This is a genomic window from Nioella sediminis, from assembly GCF_001879695.1.
GTDB classification, from domain to species: domain Bacteria; phylum Pseudomonadota; class Alphaproteobacteria; order Rhodobacterales; family Rhodobacteraceae; genus Nioella; species Nioella sediminis.
Genome location: NZ_MNBL01000160.1, coordinates 1 through 22,259 on the forward strand (window position 1 = coordinate 1; position 22,259 = coordinate 22,259).

Genomic DNA, 22,259 nt, shown 5'->3' on the forward strand with positions numbered 1-22,259 from the left:
CCTGTGCCAGACCGTTGCCGGCCCTGTGCCATCGAGTTCAATGTGCAGGAAATCCGCCGAAACGCCGGGTTTGAGATGTCCCGGACCGGTGCTGTAACCTATGACAGCGGCAGGAATGGACGTTGCCATGGCAAGTGCACCTGCCGGATCGGCAAAGCCCCATCCGATCAGGTTTCGAATGGCTGTCAGCTGGTCCAGATCTGCCCCGGCCAAAGTGCCGTCCTCCAGCGTCAGCCGACCCTCTCGGCGCAGAACCTTGCGCCCGCCCAGATGAAATTCTGTCAGGTCGGACCCGGCAACGGCCATCGCATCGCTGACAAGGAAGATTTTTCCCGGACTTGCCTTGGCCCGCAGGGCAATTCCAATGCTGTCGGGATGCGCGTGAATACCATCGGCGATCAACCCCGCAGACAGCCCTGGCTGGCAGATTGCGCTGCCCACCAGACCCGGTTCGCGATTGCCAAGCTGGCTCATGGCGTTGAACAAGTGGGTCACGCAGGAGGCTCCGGCGTCCACGGCCTCCTGCACCTGCGCGGCGTTTGCTTGTGTATGGCCAAGCGAGATGATCAGCCCCGCGTCGGTCAATTGCCGGATCTGGGCGGGGGTTACATTCTCGACCGCAACGGTCATCTTCAGAACTGGCAACCGGCGCGCACCGTCGATCAGGATTTCGACATCGGCATCCGTCATCGAGCGGATGAACCGCGCCTCATGCGCGCCCTTACGGGCAACGGACAGGTGCGGCCCCTCCAGATGCAGGCCGATGATGCCGGGGATGTCTGCGGCAATGGCGGCCTCGACCGCGTCGATGGCGGCAATCGTCTTCTCGGGCGCATCGGTGATCAGCGTTGGAAGGATGGAGGTCGCGCCAAGCGTGGCATGGGCCTGGGCAATGCGGCGCAGGGCGTCAACTGACTGGTCATCGTTCAGCATCACTCCGCCACCGCCATTGACTTGCAGATCGACAAAGCCCGGTGCGAGCAGACCACCGGGAAGGCTGCGGCGGGGCATTGTGTCATCCAGATCGCCGGTGGGGACAATCGCCAAGATCCGGCCGCGTTCCACGATCAGCGCGCTGTCTGAATGAAAGGCCGTGCCATCGAAGATCCGGGGGCAGAGATAGGCTGTGCGTTGCTCCGTCATACGGTTTCCGTCACTTTGCGCAGATGGCGCGGGGTATCCGGGTTGATACCCCGATCTGCCGCCACCCGCTCGACCATCGTGTAGAAGGACACCATAAGCGCGATTGCATCTGTCAGGGCGTGGCCCGTTCGCACATGCGGCAGTTGCGTGGCACCGGATGGCTGGTCGGAGGTCAGAAACACGCTGGCACCCTTGGCGGCCAGATTGTCAGAGACTTGTACGACGGAGGATTCCGCCGCATCGCCCACGGCAAAGCACAGCACTGGGAACCCTTCCTCGACGATGGACACCGGGCCATGCAGCACCTCCGCCGCCGAATAGCTTTCTGCGTGGATCTGGCAGGTTTCCTTGAACTTGAGCGCCGCTTCATTGGACATGGCCCAGGACGGCCCACGCCCGAGCGTGAAGAGGGATTTCTTCTGTCCGATGGCGCGACGCAGATTCGGCCAATCCAGCCCGGCGGCGCGTTCCAGATGGGTGGGCAGGTCTTTCAGGGCGGTAAGCAGACCGTCATTGCCGGACCAGTGGGCCAGCAGCAGTAGGCCGGACACGGCAGAGGTTACAAAGGTCTTGGTCGCCGCGACGCTGCGTTCCGGGCCTGCAAAGATGTCGATGGTATGATCCGAAACCTGCGCCAGCGGTGATGCAGGGTCGTTGGTGATGGCCACCGTCATCGCGCCGCCCTTGCCGGCCCCTTTGGCCATGGACACGATATCGGGGCTTTTACCCGATTGAGAGACGGAGAGGCACAGACCACCGGCCAGTTTCAGATCCGCCCCGTAGATCGACGCAACCGAAGGCCCGATCGAGGCCACGGGCAACCCAAGCTCCAGCTCGATTGCGTATTTCAGAAAGGTGCAGACATGGTCGGACGACCCGCGCGCCACCGTCACCACGAACCGGGGATCAGCGGCGCGGGCCGCGTCCGCAATGGCGGCGATATCGGCCGATTTCTCGGCCACCAGACGGGCGACGACCTTCGGGATCTCCAGGATTTCCCGGCGCATCTGGGTGGAATGGTCGGTCATGGTCTGATTGCCTTTGCTACAGGCGCAGCTCTGCCACGAAATCGTAGGCATCGCCGCGATAGATGGATTTGGTGAATTCAGCGACCCGGCCCGAGGGCAGGTAGGACACGCGTTCAATCCGCAGCCCGGCGGCCCCTTCGGCCACACCGAGCAGATCGGCGTCGTCTTGGCCCAGGTTGATAGCCGAGATTTTCTGTATGGCGCGGACCGGGCGATTCCCGTCCTGTTCCAGCACGTCATAAAGCGACGTCGTGACGGCAATCGGGTTGGGCAGGATATCGACGGGCAGCGCCGCACGCTCGATGGCCATGGGCCTGTCATCGGCCATACGCAGCCGCGAAATGCGAGAGACGGAATCGTTGGCCGACAGTGCCAGCGCAATGGTTTCTTCCGGCGATGGCAGGCAGATGCTGCGTTCGAGCCAGACCGAGGTGGATTTCATGCCGCGCCGGGTCATGTCCTCGGAAAACGAGGTCAGATGGGACAGCGATTGTTCCACCCGTTGCGCCTTTTCCGTGACGAAAGTGCCGGACCCCTGCCGCTGAATGACTGTCCCCGACTCCACCAATGCCTGAATCGCATTGCGCACGGTGACTCGTGACAGGCCGGTCAGCGAGGCAATCTCTCGTTCCGATGGCAGGGACGCGCCCGGCGGCAGAATTCCAACCTCAGGGTCCATGGCCTTTTCGATCCGCTTGCGCAGCTGCACATATCTTGGCCCCGCGACCTGATCGAGCCAGCCATCGGCCTTGAGATAATCGGTGATCTTCATGGCGTGTCTCCGGTTCTTGGCAAACGCCGGGCAAGCGCCAGGGCCCCCGCAAGCGCGGTGTCATCTGGATCGGTGAGCGCGTCAGCCACAGGGGTTGGCAAAAACGGGCGGTACCGCTGAGCCAGACCGCCAATAAGGCAAAGCCGCTCGCCTTGCTGCCAGCCAAGCCTGTCGAGACCAGCCAGAATATAGGCAGCCCCCTCGTTCATCAGCGCGCAGGCAACCGCGTCGCCATTCCCGGCCGCCTCGACGATGCGCGGTGCGAAGCGGGCGAAAGCCACCGGCTTTGCCGTCGCGGCGAAACCGACGATCCCGGCAGGGCCGCCCATTTCGTCGAGAATCCTGGAGGTCAGAGAGGAGCCGCTGTTCAGCCCGTCAGCGGCATGCAGGGCGCGCGACAGCAGCTTGCGGCCAAGATCTGCGCCAGATGCCTCATCCCCAAGGATAAAACCCCAACCGCCAATCAGGTCGATATGGCCCGACGAATGGCGCCCCAGGAATGACCCGGTTCCAATGCCAATGACCGCGCCATCAGCCTGACCAAGCGCGCCCATGACGGCGGCGATTCGGTCATCTTCCACGACCGCATTTTCAATCGGCAGCGCCTTGGTGACCGTTTCGGCAATCGTCGGGCCAACAACCCCTGCCAGCCCAAGATAGGCGCGTGCGTTGCGCAGATCGTCGAGCGTCAGCCCGGCGGATTGCGCAAGCGATTCAAGCCCGTTGCGCAGAGTGGCCAAAGCCCCGTGAATGTCGGTCGAGACATTGGCTGATCCGGCTTTGACCTCATACACGCGCGCGCCCGTATCAAGGGCGAGGCGGCAATTGCTGCCCCCACCGTCGACGCCGATCACGAGGTTTGACTTGGTCTGTGTCATGCAGAAACCATTACAATACCTTTGTAGGCATTTCTAGGGGTGGTATCGGATTTTTGCTACCAAATAGGGCCGAAATGCCTCTTCAACATTCCCTCTTGGCTTAAAGGTACGTAAATGGTATCTTCTGTTGCCAGGAGGGGGAATCACATGCCTCAGCGCAAGACCGAAGAACTGCATGCATCGGCCCGAGGGCTGGATGCGCGCCCGGTTGATGACATCGCGGCCATTCTTCTGGCCGGTCAGCTCGATGCGCTGCGGTCGGTTTCCCATGCAACGACAGAGATTGCGCGCGGTGGTCAGTTGATGGCCGCAGCCGCGCGCGCAGGCCGGCAGCTGGTTTATGCAGCCGCCGGCTCGTCCGGTCTGATGGCCCTGGCGGATGCCTGCGAACTGGCGGGCACGTTCGGATTGCCACCGGAACGGACCCGTATCCTGATGGCTGGCGGTATCCCCAAGGACGCCGCGATGCCCGGTGATACGGAAGACGATACCCAAGAAGCAGAGGCAGCGGCCAGCTTCATCGGAAAAGGCGATGCGGTCATCCTGCTCAGCGCCTCTGGCCGCACGCCCTATGCTTTGACGATTGCGACCATCGCGCGCGACCGCGGGGCACATGTGATCGGTTTGGCCAATAACCCCGAAACCCCGTTGCTGGCCCTTGCTGACGTGGCCATCTGCCTGCCGACCCCGCCCGAGGTCATTTCGGGTTCCACCCGCATGGGCGCAGGCACGGCGCAGAAAGCGGCCCTGAACATGATGTCAACGATCATGGGCGTTGCCCTGGGCCATGTGCATGACGGGATGATGGTCAACCTGCGCGCCGATAATGACAAACTGCGCGACCGCGCAACCCGGATGGTGGCCGATATCGCGTCTGTGCCACAGCCGACGGCCCAAACCGCACTTGCGACGGCAAACGGTCGGGTCAAACCCGCCGTTCTGCTGGCCATGGGTGCCCCGAATCTGACCTTGGCCGAAGACCTGCTGATAAAAGCAGACGGCCGACTTCGTGCCGCCATGGCGGCTTTGCACAGCCACGCCTGAGACGCGGGCTTTAACCAGGACCTTAGGGAGGAATACCAAATGTCCATGAAGAAACTCGGCGCCGGTCTTCTGGCGACCACCATTCTGGCGGGAACCGTTGCTTCGGCCCAGGATGTGACCCTGACCATCGAAAGCTGGCGGAATGACGACCTGCTGCTGTGGCAGGATGTGATCATTCCCGCGTTCGAGGCCAATCATCCCGGCATCCAAGTGGAATTCACCCCCTCGGCCCCGGCGGAATACAACGCCGTGCTGAATTCCAAGCTGGAAGCGGGTTCCGCCGGTGACCTGATCACCTGCCGCCCCTTTGACGCCTCACTTGCGCTTTATGAAGACGGCCACCTTGCCGACCTGAGCGATCTTGAAGCGATGTCCAACTTCTCCTCCGTGGCGCAATCCGCGTGGCAGACCGATGATGGCTCCGTCACCTTCTGCGTTCCGATGGCCTCCGTGATCCACGGCTTCATCTACAACGCCGATGCGTTTGCGGAGCTTGGGCTGGAAGAGCCTACCACCGTGGACGAATTCTTCGCCGTTCTCGACGCAATCGAGGAAGACGGCGGCTACATCCCCATGGCCATGGGCACCAATGACCAGTGGGAAGCGGCCACCATGGGCTACAATAATATCGGCCCGAACTACTGGCGTGGTGAGGAAGGCCGTCTGGCCCTGATCGCCGGTGAACAGTCACTGACCGATGAAGCCTGGGTTGCCCCCTATCGTCAGCTTGCCCGATGGGGCCAGTATCTGGGCCGTGGCTTCGAGGCGCAGACCTATCCCGACAGCCAGAACCTGTTCACCCTCGGGCGCGCGGCGATCTATCCCGCCGGGTCCTGGGAAATCACCGGGTTCAACGCGCAGGCTGATTTCGCCATGGGGGCCTTTCCGCCGCCAGTGCCGAATGCGGGTGACGAATGCTACATCTCGGATCACACCGACATCGCCATCGGCCTGAACCCTGCATCGCCGAACGCCGAAGCGGCGCGCACCTTCCTGGAATGGGTCGGCTCGGAAGAATTTGCCACGATCTACGCCAACGCCCTGCCCGGCTTCTTCTCGCTGTCGAATTTCGACGTGGCCATGGAAGATCCGCTGGCGCAGGAATTCGTGTCCTGGCGGGGTGAGTGCAACTCGACCATCCGCTCCACCTACCAGATCCTGTCGCGCGGCACGCCGAACCTGGAAAACGAAACCTGGAACGCATCCGCCCAGGTGATCCGTGGGGCCGAAACCCCGGAAGAGGCCGGTCAGCGCCTGCAGGACGGTCTGGCAAGCTGGTACGAACCGCAGCAGTAACCTCCCTTGCTGCATATTGTCCGGGCGGCCCCCTTGCTGCCCGGACCCCAAGTCACCGGAGGCCATGATGCGCAAACCCCCGATCAGATGGCATATCCTCGTGTTCCTCGCCCCCGCGGTGCTGGTCTACACGGCGATCATGATCATCCCGCTGTTCAACACCCTGCGGCTGGCCCTGTTTGATGAGGTCGACCGGACGCGCGTATTCGTCGGGCTGGACAATTTCCGCACGCTGTTCGGAGACCCGCTGTGGTCCGACGCGTTCTGGAATGCGCTTGGCAACAACTTCTGGTTTTTCCTCATTCACATGCTGGTTCAGAACCCCATCGGCATCCTTCTGGCCGCAATCCTGAGCCACCCGCGCCTGCGCTTCGCCGCGCTCTATCGCACTGCCATCTTTGTGCCCACGATCCTGAGTTTCGTCATCGTCGGCTTCGCCTGGAAACTGATCCTGTCACCGATCTGGGGCATCGCGCCCGGTATGATGGATGCGGTTGGGCTGGACGCCTTCTTCCTGCCCTGGCTGGGGCTGGAAGGCACCGCACTGACCACGCTGGCGCTGATTTCCGTCTGGCAGTTCGTCGGCATCCCGATGATGCTGATCTACGCCGCGCTCCTGTCGATCCCGGAGGAGATTCTGGAGGCAGGCGAATGCGACGGCATCACCGGCGCTGCAGCCTTCTGGAAGATCAAACTGCCGCTCATTCTGCCCTCGATAGGGATCATCTCGATCCTGACCTTCGTGGGCAACTTCAACGCGTTCGACTTGATCTACGCGGCGCAGGGCGCGCTGGCGGGGCCGAATTACTCAACCGATATCCTCGGCACCTTCATGTACCGCACTTTCTTTGGCTTCCAGCTGCAATTGGGCGATCCACATATGGGGTCCGCGATTGCCAGCGCCATGTTTGCGATCATCCTGATCGGGGTCTGTATCTACCTCTTCGGTATCCAGACCCGCATGCGCCGGTATCAGTTCTAAGGGGGATGGACGCATGAACAAGGCCCGCAGAAACCCCGTCAACATCGCCGCCGCGCATGGCATCCTGATCCTCTACACGGTCATCGCGCTCTTCCCGGTCTTCGTGATCCTGATCAACAGCTTCAAGACCCGCCGCGCGATCTTCCGCGAACCGCTGGCCCTGCCCGATGCGGACAGCTTTTCGACCGTTGGGTACGAGACGGTTTTCAATCAGGGCGATTTCTTCGGCTACTTCCAGAACTCGATGATCGTGACGGTGGCCTCGCTGTTCTTCATCCTGCTCTTCGGGGCCATGGCGGCCTTTGCCCTGTCCGAGTATCGCTTCAAGGGCAACACGTTGATGGGGTTGTATCTTGCCCTTGGCATCATGATCCCGATCCGCATCGGCACCGTCGCGATCCTGGAGCTGATGGTGGATACCGGTTTGGTCAACACGCTTTGGGCGCTGATCCTTGTCTACACCGCGCAGGGCCTTCCGCTCGCCGTCTTTATCCTCAGCGAGTTCATGCGGCAGGTGTCGGATGATCTCAAGAATGCCGGCCGGATCGACGGGCTGAGCGAGTATACGATCTTCTTCCGCCTTGTCCTGCCGCTGGTGCGTCCGGCAATGGCGACGGTGGCGGTCTTCAACATGATCCCGATCTGGAACGATCTTTGGTTCCCGCTGATCCTTGCGCCAGCGGAGGCAACCAAGACCCTGACGCTTGGCAGTCAGGTCTTCATCGGCCAGTTCGTCACGGATTGGAACGCGGTTCTGTCGGCGCTGGGCATGGCGATCCTGCCGGTCATGGTGCTCTACGTCATCTTCTCACGCCAGCTGATCCGCGGCATCACGTCGGGGGCGGTGAAATGAGCACTCTCTCAGGCGGCCCGCAAGCCCGTTCGAACGGGCTTTCAAAAAGCGGTTTCGAAACCGCTTCAAAGCCGCGTCGACGCGGCTTTGACACGGGCCTTCGAAAGCCCGTCCCGGTCCCGGAGTCAAAAGGGGAAAGAACATGACCCGCGTTCTGATTGCAGGCCTTGGCAATATGGGGCTGAGCCACGCGCTCGCTCATCACCGCGACCCCGACGCGCAGATCGTCGGGTTGGTGAACCGATCGGGCCAGACGGATCACCCGGAGTTGCAGGGCTATCCCGTCTTCACCGATTTTCACGCAGCGCTGGCCGAGGTGAACCCCGATCTGGCCGTGATCGCCACCTATACGGACACCCATGCGGACTATGCCATCGCGGCCATGCAGGCGGGTGCGCATGTCTTCGTGGAAAAACCGCTGGCCATGACCGCGGCTGAGGCGCGCCGCGTGGTTGACTGCGCGAAAGCCAACGGTCGGAAACTGGTCGTGGGCTATATTCTGCGCCATCACCCCTCCTGGATACGGTTGATCTCTGAGGCGCGCGGGCTTGGCGGGCCATATGTCTTCCGCCTGAACCTGAATCAGCAGTCGACCGGCGAGACCTGGGAGGTGCACAAGGCGCTGATGCAGACCACCAGCCCCATCGTGGATTGCGGGGTGCACTACGTTGATGTCATGTGCCAGATCACCGACTCTGCGCCGGTGCGCGTGCACGGGATGGGCCTGCGCCTGTCGGATGAGATTGCGCCCGACATGTACAATTATGGCCAGTTCCAGGTGATCTTCGAGGACGGCTCCGTCGGCTGGTACGAAGCCGGGTGGGGTCCGATGATGTCGGAAACCGCGTTCTTCGTGAAGGATATCGTCAGCCCCAATGGCGCCGTGTCGATCACCGAGGGCAACAAGGGATCGTCCGACGATGTGGATGGCCACACCAAGGTGGGCGGGATCCTCGTTCACCGGCCCACAGGCGACCAGCTGATCGAGATGGAAGACGAACCCGGCCATGACGACCTCTGCGCCGCCGAACAGGCCTACATCCTGCGCGCCATCACTGAGGATATCGACCTGACCCGCCATATGAATGACGCCGTGCAATCGCTGGCCATCTGCCTTGCAGCCGATGAAAGCATCCGCACCGGCAAACCGATCGACCTGAAGGACCGCAGACCATGACCGCGCTCAGCCTGAAAAACGTCAACAAATCCTTCGGCTCTGTCCATGTGCTGAAAGATATCGACCTGGAGGTTGAGGACGGTGAATTCGTCGTCTTCGTCGGCCCCTCCGGTTGCGGAAAGTCCACATTGCTGCGCGTGATTGCAGGGCTGGAGGATGCGACTTCGGGCACTGTCGAGATCGCTGGTGAAGAGGTGAACACCGTTCCCCCCGCCAAGCGTGGCATCGCCATGGTGTTCCAGAGCTATGCTCTCTACCCGCACCTGACGGTGCGCGGCAACATGGCGCTTGGCCTGAAACAGGAAGGCCGGACCAAACAGGTAATCGAGGACCGTGTGGCCGAGGCTGCCCGGATGCTGTCGCTTGGTGAGTATCTGGACCGTCGCCCTTCAGAGCTGTCAGGCGGTCAGCGTCAGCGGGTTGCCATTGGCCGGGCCGTGGTGCGCCAGCCCAAGCTGTTCCTTTTCGACGAGCCGCTGTCCAACCTCGACGCGGCGCTGCGCATGAACACCCGCGTGGAAATCGCCCGCCTGCACCGGACGCTTGCCGCCTCGATGATCTATGTCACCCATGACCAGATCGAGGCGATGACATTGGCCGACAAGATCGTCGTGCTGCGCGATGGCAGGGTAGAGCAGGTCGGCAGCCCCATGGAGCTGTATAACAACCCGGCCAACCGGTTCGTGGCGGGGTTCATCGGGTCTCCTGCGATGAACTTCCTGCCTGCAGAGATCGTCGGTGGAAAGAAGGGCCAGATGATCGGCATTCGACCGGAATATCTGCGCATCACGGATCAGGGCCGCCTGCAGGCAACCGTGACCCATGTCGAAAATCTGGGTGGGGACACCAATGTTCTTGCCACGACGGAAGACGGGCATCCTGTGACCCTGCGCCTGTTCGGTCAGCATAGCATTCAGCCGGACAAGATCATTGGCTTGGACTATGATGACGCGAAATCCTATCTCTTTGGAGAGGACGGAGAACGGGTGGTTGTCGCGTAGAACCCGAACAAAACGCGCGTCTATATGCATAGAAGAGAGTACTGGCGTCGGTGTCTCGTATTTGAAAGGCTTTCCCAAAAAACTTGGTGGATCAGATGCTTTCGCGCTCGGATGACGCAGGTGCCTGGCGTACGGAGGAACTACGCTTGAATTGGCTGGTCCAATGCTGGTCGCTCGTCTTGTAGCTAAGCGCAACGTGAGGGGCGATGCAGCGTTTTAGTTTGCTGGTGGGCATGATCCAAACACCCTCTTGCAGGGATCCGTCAGGGTTTGTGCCATGCAGGGCAAGTGACCGCGTCATCGGCCCGGGACCGCTGGCAAGCCAGAGGTTCTCTCCTCTGGTTGACCCGAAGGCTGTTGTGGCATCGTCCAACGCGGCCCTTATGATCGGATCACGAGGTTGGACAGCTATGAAGTTGTTGCCGATGCTTTGGAAGTACTCCTGATACCCGATGAAACGCATATTGTGGTCAATAAGCTTGGACAAAGGAAGCAAGCACCTGTCATCAGCATCAAGGTAAACACCGCCTTCATGCCACAGAACAACAAGACGAAAGATGTCGGATTTTGCGGCAGTGTGCGGGGCAAGCCTAAACGCGCGCGCGGCCTCCGGTTCTCCTCTTTCTCGCATGTAGAGGAGCGCACCTCTTTCGTTGAACACCTGCAAAGAATAGTCTGGGTTCAAGCGTCGATTCTCTTCCAGAACCCATTTGACCTGCTCAGGAGGTTCTGGTGTGTCCCAGAACTGAGAGAGCTTACGGGGAATTCGGGCGGATGCCTTGGGAACAGTTTTCAGCCGAGGCGGAGCCGCGGAAACAGCACCAATTCGATTCAAAGCAGCTAAAACACAGAGCGCATAAGGCGTGTTTGCTGGCCATTCCTCAAGCATCTGTCGAAACAGTCCAGCAGAAATCGCGGGGTCAGTCGTTGGTGAACAGCTCGAAAGCAGGTTTCGATCGGCCAAAAGCAAGTACTCGTTGAGCAGTTGACCTTGCTTTGAGTTTCGCAGTTTCTGACTTTCCTTTCCTGAGCTGTTTCTAAGGGATCGCAGTCTGGTCGCCTTTTTGTGTGCCTCAATCGCAGCGGAAAGATTGCCAAGGATTATCTGAATCTCAGTCAGCTTGCGCAGAGCACCAACATCTTCTGGATGTATCCTGAGCGCTGTCTCCGCATGGGACAAAGCCACATCAAAGCGACCCTCAAGCCTGGCTGCATCAAATAGGGAAAGATGCCGGGATGCATCATCAGATGGATCGGTGAAAGGCATATCGGCAAGAATTTTGCGCGCCTCTGCGAACTCCCCGATCTCTATGTGAAGATCTGCGAGGCCCTTGTGAAGGGCTGGAAGAGTTGGCTTGTATTCAAGCGCCATTCTGGTCGCAGTTATGGCATCGGGGATATTCCCAAGTGCGGTCTCAATGCGAGCTCTTAGTCTTTCATAGCGGAAGCAGTTCTTGACCTCTTCCGGCAAGCTCTCAAGTTCGCGCCGTGCATCCAGCGGGTTCTGGCGTTTGATCAAGACATCCACCCAGGAGAAAACCAAGAGGGGTTCTGGACCCAGATCCTTCACGGCTGTTGCCATGATACGGTCACATGCCTCGTCTTCTCTCGCACCTGAAAGAAATGAAAGGCACTTGGTTACCGCCTCGATACTCTTCCGGTTGCAATCAGCAAAGGTTTGGCAATTAGAAATGGCTTCATCACGCCTACCGCTAGACATCATTAACGACCAAAGGCTTGATCGCAGATCAACATTACCCGGGAAGCGTTCAACACCTGCCTGCGCGCGGAGAAGTGCAAGGCTATTGTCCGTGCGTTTCCGAGCAATATCGATGGCTAGCTTGTGCCATTGCAGCATCTGCGAACAGGTTTGAGCGTAGTCGCGAAGGATTTCTTCTGCTGCCTCCAGATGCCCCGCTCGATCTTCAGCACGCAGCCACATCATGATCATGCGATCCATACCGGACCGGGGCGCATACTCTCGTAATAAAGTCAGCGCCTCGTCTTCTCGGTTGGCTTGCAGAAGGATCCGGACTTTTTCCTCAACAAACCAGGGTGCATCTTTCCTGACAGGAAGGTCCCCTGTCAGGAAGTCCAATGCGGACTGAGGCGAGTCCGTTGCCGCAAGAAATGCGCTGCGTGCTCGAATTCGCGTAGCGCTGCTGAAATCCCCCTCCGGAATGCCGGACATAACTGTGGAGACTTCACCCCTGCGGCCCTGCTCCAGTCCAAGTTCGACAATCATGGGTAGCAGGGCAGTTGTTTTCATACCGGGTGGGCACGAAAGAGCGAAATCCAGCGCGTCTTCATGGCGGTCCATCCTGCGCAGAATTCGAACGCGAGTAGCCGCTACTGCAACAGCATCCGGATAAAGCTGCATCCCGGTCTGTGTCAGTTCCAAGGCGCTCTCGATCCTCTCTGAATCAACAAGAGCTCTGATAAACTCTATCAACTCGTCTACCGACTGGAAATTTTCCATAGTGACCAAAACCATTTTAGAATTGCGGGCCAACCTAGCCCCGCACCTTCCCAAGTCAAGTGCGCGGATGACTGATGTGTGCTTGGTTCAGACCGGGCTTTACAGTGGCATCCAAGCAAACCAGTCGGCTACAATCCCGTTCTCCAAGCTGCGTCGGGACCGTGACAAAAAAGCCTAGCTTCTCATCAAGACGAGTCCGTTCTGCTTGCTTTTCCGGCGCATGACCCAGCACCGAAGCCTTTCCGCATTTGGTGCTTCTGCTTCATGTCCCGTACCAGAACTGTGCCGTTGCAAACCATAGGCTAGTCTGGCAGACACGGCACGAGAATTTGCCCGGTGAGAGATCTGGCCAAGGTGTCCCTCTCGGCCTTGACGTGTCCGGCAGGTGTAAGGAGTTGAAAACTGGCATTGAGCAAGGTCGGGATTGCTCGACTCATCGGGCGCGGTCTCATTGGCTCGCCTGCAATTTGTCGGCCTCTGAATAGGTGCAAGAGAGTTTGACGGTTTATTGTGACCCATCTTAGTTCACATATGCGCCCGACGTTCGCAGCCGCACATGATGAAGCAATGACAAGAGTTTAAACACAAATGACTTCGAGACCATTTTTTTCCATCGTCACGGTTTCCTACAACGACGCTTGGTCGATGATGAAGACCGCGCGATCAGTGTTCGAGCAGAGCTTTGAAGACTTCGAATACATCATTGTGGACGGCGCCTCCAAGGACGGCAGCACCGCGCTTATGCAGTTCTGGCAAGCACAGGGGCTTGTGAACAAAGCAGTCAGTGAGCCAGATACAGGCGTCTATGATGCCATGAACAAGGGGCTCAGATTGGCCTCGGGCCAGTATGTCTGTTTTCTCAATTCCAGCGATGTGTTTGCACATAGCGGGGTTCTGGAACTGGTCCACGACGTCCTGAAGGACGGTCAGAGTGATGGCGCTCTTGGTTGGGGAGAGTTGAACGACCAGATTTGGGCATCATGGATCGAAGACGAAGCCTTCAAGATGGCAAGCCTCGGATTCTGCCACCAGTCTCTTTATGTGAAAAGAGAGTTACTGCTGGAGCATCCTTTCGATGACCGTAAGTTCAAAACTGACAGCGACACGCTACAGCTTGGCCGGTTGTTCGGTGCTGGCGCTCGTATCCCGATCATTGCGGAGCCACTGGCAAAACGAGGAGGTGAGCCGGGTATCTCCGCAGACGCCGAGAGAACAAAGATATCGATCCGAGCAACACTGACAGAGGAGTATGAAGGCCTTTCCGATCAGGATGCCAATGACATCATCGATTTTCGTCGAAGCTGTACAGATCCTGACAGGATTGTCGGCTTTATGAAGAGACAGGATCGCTATTTGGCACGCCATGTCGCGATCATGGTTCTGGATACGATGTTTCAGAAGAGCTCGGTCAAGCTTTCCGAAGAAATGTGCGACAAACTGATGCGCACGGCTCTTGAGGTTCTGGATTCCGATTCGCAGTTCGACTCTGTAGAAGCCGTCGAGCGCTTGCGTCTGTGTCAGATGGAGCGCGAAGCAGCATTGAGAGTGGCTGCAACCGCAAAGCGCGATCTCGACCGTGCCGTCGCAAAATTTCAGTCGGAGGAATCCAGGCGGATTGAGAAGCTCTACTCAGCGGCTGTTTTGAAACCAGACCGGACACCAACTGATCTTGTGATCTCTCTCACCTCGTTCCCGGCAAGGCTGAAAACTGTCCATTTCGCCATTCGGTCTTTGCTCGAACAAACATGTCGCCCAAAAGAGATTCATCTTTGGCTTGGCAAGGACGAAGTACCCGGCGCGAGATGGCTTCCATCCCGCCTGCGGGAGCTGGAAGAGCACGGTCTAAAGATTCATTTCGCCGACCGAACATTTCACCAGTATGACAAGTTCATGCACAATGCGGACCTGAATGATCGGTCGCCGTTCGTTATTGTAGACGACGATGTGATCTACCCGCCGACCGCTCTTGAAAGCCTTTATGACGCGCATCAGAAATATCCGGACGCGATCATTGGTAATCGGTGTCATTGGGTGGCGATGGATGATGCTGGTGGTACATTGGCACCCTATCAGGACTGGACCCGGGAGGTCGCTTTGGCGGCCCCCTCGGAACGTCTGATGCCGACCGGAGCGGGTGGCGTTCTTTACCCCAAGGGTTTTCTTACAGCACCAGAAGTCACTGATCAGGAGCTCATTTTGTCGAATGCGCCTTACGCAGACGACATCTGGTTGAAAATATGCGCCATGGCACGTGGTATTCCAACATTCGCAACGAATCTCAGCAATAAGGGCCAGTGGTATCATAGGTACACCCCGTCCATGCGCGATGGTACATTGATGGCGACCAATGTCGACCGGGGCCTGAACGACAATCAGATTCAGCAGTGCCTGAAGTGGTTGGACGATGTCCGACCGGGCTGGGCAGAAGACTTGAGACAGGGTGAAGTGGCGTGATGGCAAGTAAATCAGAATTGATCATTCCATTCGATGACTTCTTTCAAGCGGACAGGAAACCGGCAGAGTTCGCTAATATGTTGGGAGATTGTTTCGCACGACGTGGATCATTGGGTGTCGAGTGCCGAAAGGATGCCTTCCGTGTATCTCTGCGTGCTTCCAGTAACCTGGGATCTGGTGTCAAGGTCGCGGGAAACTGGCGTGGTCCGGACTTCGAAAGCACGGACTTTTCGCATGCAGGAACAAAGCTGTTCCTTCCCTTTTTGTTCGAGATTTCAGAAATAAACCTGAGTCATGCGCAGATTTTTACTCTGGGGCATTCCTATCGTTCCTTAGCTGATTTTTTCATGCGCAATCTTTTGTTGTCTTTGTGCCGGGACGAAGCTCTCGATATTGATGGCTCCGGCCAGGAAATTGTTGATGATGGCGTTGTCAGGAATTTCCAGAGACAGTACTTTTATATCTTCAAAACCTTGTTCCCAGAACCGGTTCTAGAAAAACGGCACGCAAGAGAGTCGATCGATTTTATGCAGGCTAACGCCTATGTCCCGGTAATGGACTTCCAAAACCCACTGTTGCGTCTTGGTGCAGAACAGCTTCGCGCAACCTGTCTTTCACGCAGTGGTCAGAAATCCCAAGAGCAACTGCTTAAAGGATTGCATCAGGCCCGCCAGAAGATGATGGCACATTTCAGCAAGTGACCCAAAGATGACCCTATCAGGCAGTAAACTACTCGGATCCATTCTTGCCGAAACCCGGTTGGAGTTGGAACGCACCGACAATCTTTTAGCATTCCCGCACCATTGGCAGTTTCCGGCAATCACCGAGAAAGCAGCCTACGAAGCCATTATGCCTTTGGCACAATCGCTGAAGTTTGAGTTTCTCGCTATCCCTTGGGCAACTATCATCGACGGTATTCGCAGCAATGCCCCGGCAACTTGGACGCTTCTGAGAATTCTCAACGGTTTGGCAGCAGAAGAACCGAAATCTGGTATGCGTCGCGCAACAGTCGCACAGCACATCCATGCGGACGAATACATCGAGTTCTTCGTTGCTTGTGGGATAACCGATCTGTTCTGGTCGCATGCACGGGTGGATACCACAGAGATACAGGGGGTTCGCATCCACCCCTTTCCTTTGTTTCCTGCCCAAACGCCTGACGGGCCAAATCCATCGGACGACATCCATCGTAAGCGCAAGTATCTGGCCAACTTCATTGGTGCCTACAATCCAAGGGTTTACCTGACCAATGTTCGTGAACGGATCTTTGACGATGCGGGAAAGGAAGATGATCTCCTAATTATCAAGCGGGAAGCATGGCACTTCAATCGCGTTGTGTACTCCGAACAGATGAAGGGCGTCAGTCCAGACGCTGCGTTGCTTTCACAAGAACAACAGCAGAAGGAGGAATATCTCGATGCCATCAGAGAATCGACATTCACCTTGTGCCCAAGCGGATCTGGACCGAATTCCATCCGTATTGGCGAAGCTCTGTCTCTTGCATCCATCCCGGTTATTCTGACCCGGGATCTGGCGCTACCCGGCGAACAGTCGCTGTGGGAAGATGCATGTATCCTGGAAGATGACTGTGTGGAAGGATACGAACGTGCAGTTGATCGAATGAGGGCAATGAGTGCGCAAGAGGTTCGTAAAAAGCAGGTTGCCACTCAGGCTCTTCTTGACGCGACAGGACCGCAGGCTTGGGGTGCGTTGATCGCCGAAACTATGCTTAGTTGACGTTGGTCAGAGTATCGTGCAACAAGGTTTGGACTGAAAATAAGCTCGTGAAAACAAGTAAGTACCACTTCTCCCAGACATTGGGCGGTACTCGACAGAAATGGACTTCCGCGAATGTCACTGAACAATCGGACGAGAACCAGTCAGGTTTTTGGAAGCCCATATTGTTCTTCCGAGGTGATCGACGCATCTAACCATCCTTGTGTTTGCCGGTCTTTGATTGGAATAGTTGTTTTGCGGGCTGAAGAACCGAGAAGAGGGTATGTCGGGTGACTACGGAATTGCAGGACATCATTGCTCAGGCCCGCGCGGCGATGCGCAGCGGGAACTGGGAACTGGCCTGCAGCCTTTGGTCGACGGTGCGCAAGAGTCGCCCAATTCACCCAGGTGCGTACACTGAAGGCCTTGAATGCCTCATTCGTGCCTTTCGCCACGGCGAAATAGATTCTGTCGCTGAGATGGCCAGAAATAATGTTGGTCACATCCCAAAGGTCCAAATCTATCTTGCGACTTTGAGTTGCAGGCGCGGGTACTGGCAGGAGGCGCTGAAACAATTCGAAGAGATTCATGCTTCTAAGGGGAAGAATGGACCGGACGTCACAAGGTTGACGGCCTATCGGCAAGCGCTTCTGAACACCTATGGCATTCTGGAAGGAAACCGGCGCCTCAGTCACTTGACCCATCGTGATTTCATGTCCGTTGAACTGGCAGATGAGCATGCCTCAAAGGATCGGAAATTCGTGTTCGTTTCTGGAATGCCGCGGGCTGGGACGACGGCCCTTGGCCATGTGTTGAATCATTCTGCGGACGTGGCGCTGTTTACAGAGATTCATATCCCATATCTGACGTATGCGGTGGATTCCTTTGATCGCGGGCTTCTTCAAAATCGGGCCGATGCGTTGCCGACTGCAGCCCCGGGGAACATGCTGGACAAGGCAGAAACGGCGAAGTTTGTTGGCGATAAGCGACCGCTTTTCCATTACATGATGCCACAGACATTCGAAGCAATGGCGAATAGCTCGATTACCGTGTTTCATATGCTTCGGTCAGTTGAACTGGTGGCGGCATCCTATCAAAGCCGCGCTCTGAACCCAAAAGATCAGTGGGACCCGCTTCGCGGCCTGGAGAATGCGATTGATGAAATGAATGTCATGCACCGGTTTATTCTGGATTTGCACCGTTCAGGATCACTCGGACAGAATCATCGACTTATCTATGTCGATTACAACAAGGCGTTTTCTAATCTAGATTACGTGCTCGATCTGTTCGAAGCGCTCGGACACCCTGTCGATACGCAATTGCACCGGCAGCTTGCCGATTATGTCGAGCACTCACAATCCATCGTGTCTCGGTCGCGATCGATTGCACCAGAGGTGTTGACGGCCCTCCGCCTGCGGCTGGACCGGGAGGCGGCAGAAGGCGTCAAAGACATAACGGGAATTGATGTGTTGGGTGGAAAATTGGGATGAGTTTGCCATGGTTTCTAGCGCACAAAGCCAGTCAGGTATTCATGAATAGGATTGAACATTGCTGTTAAATTGGAATGAGAAACCGTGTCAGAGGCCAGGGCAGGTTGAGTTTTAGGGCGGGATTAATCATTGAAGCGGCGCTTAATCAGATCAGAGCAAAGAAGATGAAGCGCGCTAATACCTTCATGCGCAGAAGGGATCTTCTGCTCGTAGTTAATATTGTTGTTGAAAAACTGAACACGATGTACCGATCTACCCCAGACTGTGAGTATATTCACAAGATGCCGATTTGCCACCGGCTGGTCGCTGTCGATGGTGCTCATTTGGGTTGTTTCCACGTTACAAATGCGTTGTCGAACTTCGGTGTAGCAGAGCCCAGTCGGTCTGAAGGACCGTGTCGAAGCTACCACCATTGCTTTCAGAGTGCTCTTAATACTCTTTGCAAAATGAATCCCTTGGTTGCCAGAAGGCTTTCTGAAAGCCGAAATCACATTGCGGCCAGCAGGGTTGAGGCATTGACCGGGATCGACTTTCTAGGTGGACTGAGATCAACTTGATTGGCACCGAAACACTGGCCAAGAGGAACAACCATGCAGATTGACCGTGACAACTTCAAATGGTGGCTGATCTATGGTCCACCCCGCACGGGAACGTCCTACCTATCGAGGTTGGTGGCGCGGCGAGCGCGTCATCTGGTCTCGGACTGGGGGCTAGGACATATTCTCAACAATCTTGACAAGGTCAACGACCTGAATACCGATCGCTTTCTGAACGACTTCGCTCAGATCGTTCTCGAGAGCGCCCGCCGCGGTGGTGGACAGTACCTGGATCTGTGTTTCAAGCAAGCGATCATGCTGCCCGCAGAGCTGACACAGCTGAGCAAGATGTTTGGTGAACCTCAGCGACGCATCTTCTGTATTCGTGCGCCTGCTGGCTTCGTTGCCTCCGCAATCAAGAAATTTCCGAACCTGACCTCTGAAGATCTGGAAAGGCGCTATGTGAAGATGTTCACGATCTATGACCAAATCGGCGGAGACATTCTGGATTACGGTCCGCAATTGTCGGTTGATGCCCTGAGCGACTTCCTGGCGCCAATGAAGCGGCCATCGGAAACAGAGGAATTCGTCTATCGCGGGTCGGAAAGGCCCGAGCTTGTTACGCCACTGATGCAGGACACCTATGACTCATTCCGCGCAAAGCACTTCAGTGGGCCGGATGCGGCCTTCGCTCTGAAGAGCTGATCAAGGAACCGGCGTTGCCATGTACACTCTTTTCGAAGACGCGCACCTGAAGATCACCAGCCGTGCCCAGGCACCTGTGCGCGGTGGCAGCCGCACGCTACTGTCCTTCACCGGGGTCGGGCATGGCATGGGCGGTATCAATGTGCAGAAAGCCGAATTTTTTGGCACAGGACGCCATTTCGACAATCTTCTATTCATCACGGACAAGACTCGGTCCTGGGGCAACCAACTGGATTTTGCAGGAATAGCAGAACGGCTGGCTCCTTTCAGGGAAGGCGTGCGGATGTCTGCCATTGGCAACAGCATGGGCGGGTTTCTGGCCATCGTCGCGGCCCATTTCATGCCAATGAACCGGGTAATCGCCTTTGTTCCCCAGTTCAGCGTCGATCCCGAAATTGTTCCTTGGGAGACACGTTGGAAAGAATATCGTGATGAGATCCACGGATACCGGATTCGCAATGTAGGCGGCTATCTCACCGAGAATACACAGTATTTCGTGTTTTCCGGAGGAGTCGGCTTGGATCGCCGACAGGCTCGGCTGTTTCCGGTGATGGATAACCTGCACCATTACAGCTTTCCCGATGTCGAACACGGTCTTGCAGCCGACTTGAAAGAGGCTGGGCTACTTGATCACCTTGTCCGGGGTGTTCTTGAGGAAGACAGCGACGCAGCGCTTGAGACTTTCGCAAGCAGTTACCGAGGCCGGATAGACCGTCTTAGCCCATCGGAATGAGTGCCTTGGCACGACCATCGCGTAGCTGGACACCCTTAGGCAGATCGGCTACCCAAAAATAGCATTCACAGTTCTTTTTCCGGAGCTTTCCATGGCCCGCAGCCCTTATGCCGATTACCCTTCCCATACATTCTGGCGCACTGGAGTTGCCGAGATCACAACAGCGGTTGACACCGAACTGTACAACCGGAAATGGGAGATCACCCGCGACATGAAGATCGCCACTGCCGGTAGTTGCTTTGCACAGCACATCGGTCGGCATCTACGGGCGGGTGGCTTCTCCATACTGGATGTGGAACCTGCGCCTCAGCATTTGCCCGAAGATCGCCATTTGCATTTTGGCTACGGCATCTATTCTGGGCGCTACGGCAATGTCTACACCATGCGGCAGATGTTGCAGCTTGCGCGCGAAGCGCTCGGTGAGACCCCTCGCAGGGATTTTCTGTGGGAGAAGGACGGGCGCTGGTATGACGGCCTGCGCCCGACAATCGAACCAAATGGCCTGTCGAGTCCAGCTGCAGTGACCTATCACAGGGACTGGCACTTGGGTCGGGTCCGCAAGCTTTTGACTTCCATGGACATGCTGATTTTCACTTTGGGCCTGACTGAGGCCTGGATCGACAAGGAAACCGGAACGGTTTTTCCAGTCTGCCCAGGAACTGTGACTGACAACTTCGATCCACAGAAGCACGTGTTTCATAACTTCACCTACCCAGAGATCCATGCCGATTTTCTTGAACTGAAGGCCCTACTCGAAGATCACCGTCCTAAGCATAAGCCACGACTGAAGTTCCTATTGACGGTTTCGCCTGTTCCATTGACCGCGACCGCAGCAGGCAGACATGTGCAGGTTGCCACGGTCTATTCCAAATCGGTTCTGCGGGCCGTATCCGGCGATCTTTCTGATGCCTTTCCGGAAATCGATTATTTCCCGTCATACGAGATCATCACCAGCCCCTGGTCGGGCCGGGATTTCTATGCCGGGAACAAGCGCTCGGTTACCGCCGAGGGTGTCGGCACCGCCATGCATTTGTTCATGACAAGCCATGGCGGCGAGGCGATGGATGCATTCCCGGTTGAACCGGCACCAAAGGCAGCCCCCGCTGAGAGCTTTGAAGAAGATCCTGATATGCTGGTGGTCTGCGATGAAGAGCTTCTAGATGCCTTTGGTGGGAGCCGGGACTCGTGAAGCTTCTGATCATTGGCAATTCTCAGGCCGGGGCGCTCAAACGTGCCTGGGAGGCGCGGCACAACACGGCTGAAACAGCCGGTATCGAGATGTTCTTCAATGTCATTCCCGGTGGAATCGGGCCGGACTTCCTGGTTGTGGATGGTCGGCTTGCAGTCGGTAGTCATGGCGAGAAATTCCCGCCCTACTGCGCGCCTCCGGTTACAATCGATATGTCGTTGAACGATTTCGATGCGATCCTGATCAGCGCTCTGGGCCATTTCGACGGAGGCTTTGCCTATACAAACCAGATCACTCGCGCGGCAGTTCTTGCAGACTGCGGACCAAGAGGCGAGGCGCTCAAACGTGCGCCGGTTTCGGATAGCTGCATGGGTGACCTGATGGCCGAAATGCTGGAGCTACAACCGGGAATCCGCACTTTGCGGCGGGTCTGTAGGGCTTACGAAGGACCGATCTATGTACAGCGGTTTCCGCGGATCTCAGAGGCGATCCTCGAACATGCCAATTGGGGCCTGCGACTTTGGTATGAAGCCCCGGCAAAGGCGCACCGGATCCTGGCGGAGTTGCGGGATAGCGCCATGGAAGAGATCGCCAACGGCACCGGTGCACGATTATTGGATTACCCTGACTTCGATCATCCGCGGGGCTTCAGCCCACGGGCGATGATGCGGGACAGCGACTGCATACACCAGTCCGATGCCTATGCCGACTTGATCCTTGATCAGCTATGCGAACGGCTTGGAATTGTCACCTGATCAAAGCCATTTATCTAAATAAAGGAAG

The 22,259-nt window shown here is 57.1% G+C and carries 20 protein-coding genes; 14 read left to right on the plus strand and 6 right to left on the minus strand.

All coding sequences use genetic code 11. From position 1 onward, the window contains the following. The 4 genes from nagA to BKY26_RS17865 form a co-directional block, all read right to left on the minus strand. A partial coding sequence (gene nagA, locus BKY26_RS17850; protein WP_071691732.1) for an N-acetylglucosamine-6-phosphate deacetylase occupies window positions 1-1,143 on the minus strand: 1,143 nt, incomplete at its 3' end. After that, window positions 1,140-2,171: an SIS domain-containing protein gene (locus tag BKY26_RS17855; RefSeq protein WP_071691733.1), complete on the minus strand. Its 1,032-nt coding sequence runs from the start codon at window positions 2,169-2,171 to the stop codon at window positions 1,140-1,142. The genes nagA and BKY26_RS17855, both read right to left, overlap by 4 nt. 16 nt (window positions 2,172-2,187) lie before the next feature. Next, window positions 2,188-2,943, minus strand: a complete 756-nt coding sequence (locus BKY26_RS17860) for a GntR family transcriptional regulator (protein WP_071691734.1) — start codon at window positions 2,941-2,943, stop codon at window positions 2,188-2,190. Continuing rightward, window positions 2,940-3,821 carry a glucosamine kinase nucleotide-binding domain-containing protein gene (locus tag BKY26_RS17865; RefSeq protein ID WP_071691735.1) on the minus strand — a complete coding sequence of 294 codons (882 nt, stop codon included), beginning with the start codon at window positions 3,819-3,821 and terminating at the stop codon, window positions 2,940-2,942. The genes BKY26_RS17860 and BKY26_RS17865 overlap by 4 nt, the downstream gene beginning before the upstream one ends. A 147-nt stretch (window positions 3,822-3,968) precedes the next feature. Between BKY26_RS17865 and BKY26_RS17870 the strand changes: the two genes are divergently transcribed. From BKY26_RS17870 to BKY26_RS17895, 6 genes are all read left to right on the plus strand, one after another. After that, a complete protein-coding gene (locus BKY26_RS17870) occupies window positions 3,969-4,865 on the plus strand; it encodes an N-acetylmuramic acid 6-phosphate etherase (RefSeq protein ID WP_071691736.1) in 897 nt (298 codons plus the stop codon). Window positions 4,866-4,904: 39 nt separating this feature from the next. Beyond that, a complete protein-coding gene (locus BKY26_RS17875; protein WP_071691737.1) occupies window positions 4,905-6,161 on the plus strand; it encodes an ABC transporter substrate-binding protein in 1,257 nt (418 codons plus the stop codon). Window positions 6,162-6,228: 67 nt separating this feature from the next. Beyond that, complete coding sequence (locus BKY26_RS17880) at window positions 6,229-7,143, plus strand: carbohydrate ABC transporter permease (protein WP_083431507.1); 915 nt, start codon at window positions 6,229-6,231, stop codon at window positions 7,141-7,143. 13 nt (window positions 7,144-7,156) lie between these two features. Continuing rightward, window positions 7,157-7,996 carry a carbohydrate ABC transporter permease gene (locus BKY26_RS17885; protein ID WP_071691739.1) on the plus strand — a complete coding sequence of 280 codons (840 nt, stop codon included), beginning with the start codon at window positions 7,157-7,159 and terminating at the stop codon, window positions 7,994-7,996. Window positions 7,997-8,138: 142 nt separating this feature from the next. After that, window positions 8,139-9,173, plus strand: coding sequence for a Gfo/Idh/MocA family protein (locus tag BKY26_RS17890; RefSeq protein ID WP_071691740.1), 1,035 nt, complete (start codon window positions 8,139-8,141; stop codon window positions 9,171-9,173). Next, on the plus strand, window positions 9,170-10,174 hold the full coding sequence (locus tag BKY26_RS17895; protein WP_071691741.1) for an ABC transporter ATP-binding protein: 1,005 nt from the start codon (window positions 9,170-9,172) through the stop codon (window positions 10,172-10,174). Before BKY26_RS17890 ends, BKY26_RS17895 begins: the two co-directional genes overlap by 4 nt. Before the next feature lie 91 nt (window positions 10,175-10,265). Here BKY26_RS17895 and BKY26_RS17900 read toward each other — a convergent pair whose 3' ends face one another. Next, window positions 10,266-12,686 (minus strand): tetratricopeptide repeat protein, encoded by a 2,421-nt coding sequence (locus tag BKY26_RS17900; RefSeq protein ID WP_131541934.1) that lies wholly within the window; start codon window positions 12,684-12,686, stop codon window positions 10,266-10,268. Window positions 12,687-13,241: 555 nt separating this feature from the next. Here BKY26_RS17900 and BKY26_RS17905 point away from each other — a divergent pair. The 4 genes from BKY26_RS17905 (at window position 13,242) to BKY26_RS17920 (ending at window position 18,313) form a co-directional block, all read left to right on the plus strand. Then, window positions 13,242-15,107 (plus strand): glycosyltransferase, encoded by a 1,866-nt coding sequence (locus BKY26_RS17905; protein WP_071691743.1) that lies wholly within the window; start codon window positions 13,242-13,244, stop codon window positions 15,105-15,107. Next, entirely contained in the window at window positions 15,107-15,808 is a 702-nt protein-coding gene (locus tag BKY26_RS17910) for a hypothetical protein (RefSeq protein WP_071691744.1), read from the plus strand. Before BKY26_RS17905 ends, BKY26_RS17910 begins: the two co-directional genes overlap by 1 nt. Window positions 15,809-15,872: 64 nt before the next feature. Further along, window positions 15,873-16,844: an exostosin domain-containing protein gene (locus tag BKY26_RS17915; RefSeq protein WP_158514361.1), complete on the plus strand. Its 972-nt coding sequence runs from the start codon at window positions 15,873-15,875 to the stop codon at window positions 16,842-16,844. Window positions 16,845-17,113: 269 nt separating this feature from the next. Further along, the gene (locus BKY26_RS17920) at window positions 17,114-18,313 is read left to right on the plus strand and encodes a sulfotransferase family protein (protein ID WP_131541935.1); all 1,200 of its coding nucleotides are present in this window, start codon (window positions 17,114-17,116) and stop codon (window positions 18,311-18,313) included. Window positions 18,314-18,435: 122 nt separating this feature from the next. Here the strand turns inward: BKY26_RS17920 and BKY26_RS20095 are convergent, their stop codons facing one another. Next, window positions 18,436-18,636 carry a hypothetical protein gene (locus BKY26_RS20095; RefSeq protein WP_131541936.1) on the minus strand — a complete coding sequence of 67 codons (201 nt, stop codon included), beginning with the start codon at window positions 18,634-18,636 and terminating at the stop codon, window positions 18,436-18,438. A 267-nt stretch (window positions 18,637-18,903) separates the two neighbouring features. Between BKY26_RS20095 and BKY26_RS17925 the strand changes: the two genes are divergently transcribed. The 4 genes from BKY26_RS17925 (at window position 18,904) to BKY26_RS17940 (ending at window position 22,231) form a co-directional block, all read left to right on the plus strand. Continuing rightward, the gene (locus BKY26_RS17925) at window positions 18,904-19,554 is read left to right on the plus strand and encodes a hypothetical protein (RefSeq protein WP_071691747.1); all 651 of its coding nucleotides are present in this window, start codon (window positions 18,904-18,906) and stop codon (window positions 19,552-19,554) included. Between the two features lie 19 nt (window positions 19,555-19,573). Then, window positions 19,574-20,287, plus strand: coding sequence for a hypothetical protein (locus tag BKY26_RS17930; RefSeq protein ID WP_071691748.1), 714 nt, complete (start codon window positions 19,574-19,576; stop codon window positions 20,285-20,287). 91 nt (window positions 20,288-20,378) lie between these two features. Further along, window positions 20,379-21,476 carry a GSCFA domain-containing protein gene (locus tag BKY26_RS17935; RefSeq protein WP_071691749.1) on the plus strand — a complete coding sequence of 366 codons (1,098 nt, stop codon included), beginning with the start codon at window positions 20,379-20,381 and terminating at the stop codon, window positions 21,474-21,476. Next, window positions 21,473-22,231 carry a hypothetical protein gene (locus tag BKY26_RS17940; protein ID WP_071691750.1) on the plus strand — a complete coding sequence of 253 codons (759 nt, stop codon included), beginning with the start codon at window positions 21,473-21,475 and terminating at the stop codon, window positions 22,229-22,231. Before BKY26_RS17935 ends, BKY26_RS17940 begins: the two co-directional genes overlap by 4 nt. Window positions 22,232-22,259 lie beyond the last annotated feature (28 nt).

What these genes read in the sequence shown, in the direction of transcription:
- BKY26_RS17855 (WP_071691733.1), bottom strand. Translation starts at nt 2,171, where the DNA reads ATGACCGACCATTCCACCCAGATGCGCCGGGAAATCCTGGAGATCCCG.
- BKY26_RS17860 (WP_071691734.1), bottom strand. Translation starts at nt 2,943, where the DNA reads ATGAAGATCACCGATTATCTCAAGGCCGATGGCTGGCTCGATCAGGTC.
- BKY26_RS17865 (WP_071691735.1), bottom strand. Translation starts at nt 3,821, where the DNA reads ATGACACAGACCAAGTCAAACCTCGTGATCGGCGTCGACGGTGGGGGC.
- BKY26_RS17870 (WP_071691736.1), top strand. Translation starts at nt 3,969, where the DNA reads ATGCCTCAGCGCAAGACCGAAGAACTGCATGCATCGGCCCGAGGGCTG.
- BKY26_RS17875 (WP_071691737.1), top strand. Translation starts at nt 4,905, where the DNA reads ATGTCCATGAAGAAACTCGGCGCCGGTCTTCTGGCGACCACCATTCTG.
- BKY26_RS17880 (WP_083431507.1), top strand. Translation starts at nt 6,229, where the DNA reads ATGCGCAAACCCCCGATCAGATGGCATATCCTCGTGTTCCTCGCCCCC.
- BKY26_RS17885 (WP_071691739.1), top strand. Translation starts at nt 7,157, where the DNA reads ATGAACAAGGCCCGCAGAAACCCCGTCAACATCGCCGCCGCGCATGGC.
- BKY26_RS17890 (WP_071691740.1), top strand. Translation starts at nt 8,139, where the DNA reads ATGACCCGCGTTCTGATTGCAGGCCTTGGCAATATGGGGCTGAGCCAC.
- BKY26_RS17895 (WP_071691741.1), top strand. Translation starts at nt 9,170, where the DNA reads ATGACCGCGCTCAGCCTGAAAAACGTCAACAAATCCTTCGGCTCTGTC.
- BKY26_RS17905 (WP_071691743.1), top strand. Translation starts at nt 13,242, where the DNA reads ATGACTTCGAGACCATTTTTTTCCATCGTCACGGTTTCCTACAACGAC.
- BKY26_RS17910 (WP_071691744.1), top strand. Translation starts at nt 15,107, where the DNA reads ATGGCAAGTAAATCAGAATTGATCATTCCATTCGATGACTTCTTTCAA.
- BKY26_RS20095 (WP_131541936.1), bottom strand. Translation starts at nt 18,636, where the DNA reads ATGAGCACCATCGACAGCGACCAGCCGGTGGCAAATCGGCATCTTGTG.
- BKY26_RS17925 (WP_071691747.1), top strand. Translation starts at nt 18,904, where the DNA reads ATGCAGATTGACCGTGACAACTTCAAATGGTGGCTGATCTATGGTCCA.
- BKY26_RS17930 (WP_071691748.1), top strand. Translation starts at nt 19,574, where the DNA reads ATGTACACTCTTTTCGAAGACGCGCACCTGAAGATCACCAGCCGTGCC.
- BKY26_RS17935 (WP_071691749.1), top strand. Translation starts at nt 20,379, where the DNA reads ATGGCCCGCAGCCCTTATGCCGATTACCCTTCCCATACATTCTGGCGC.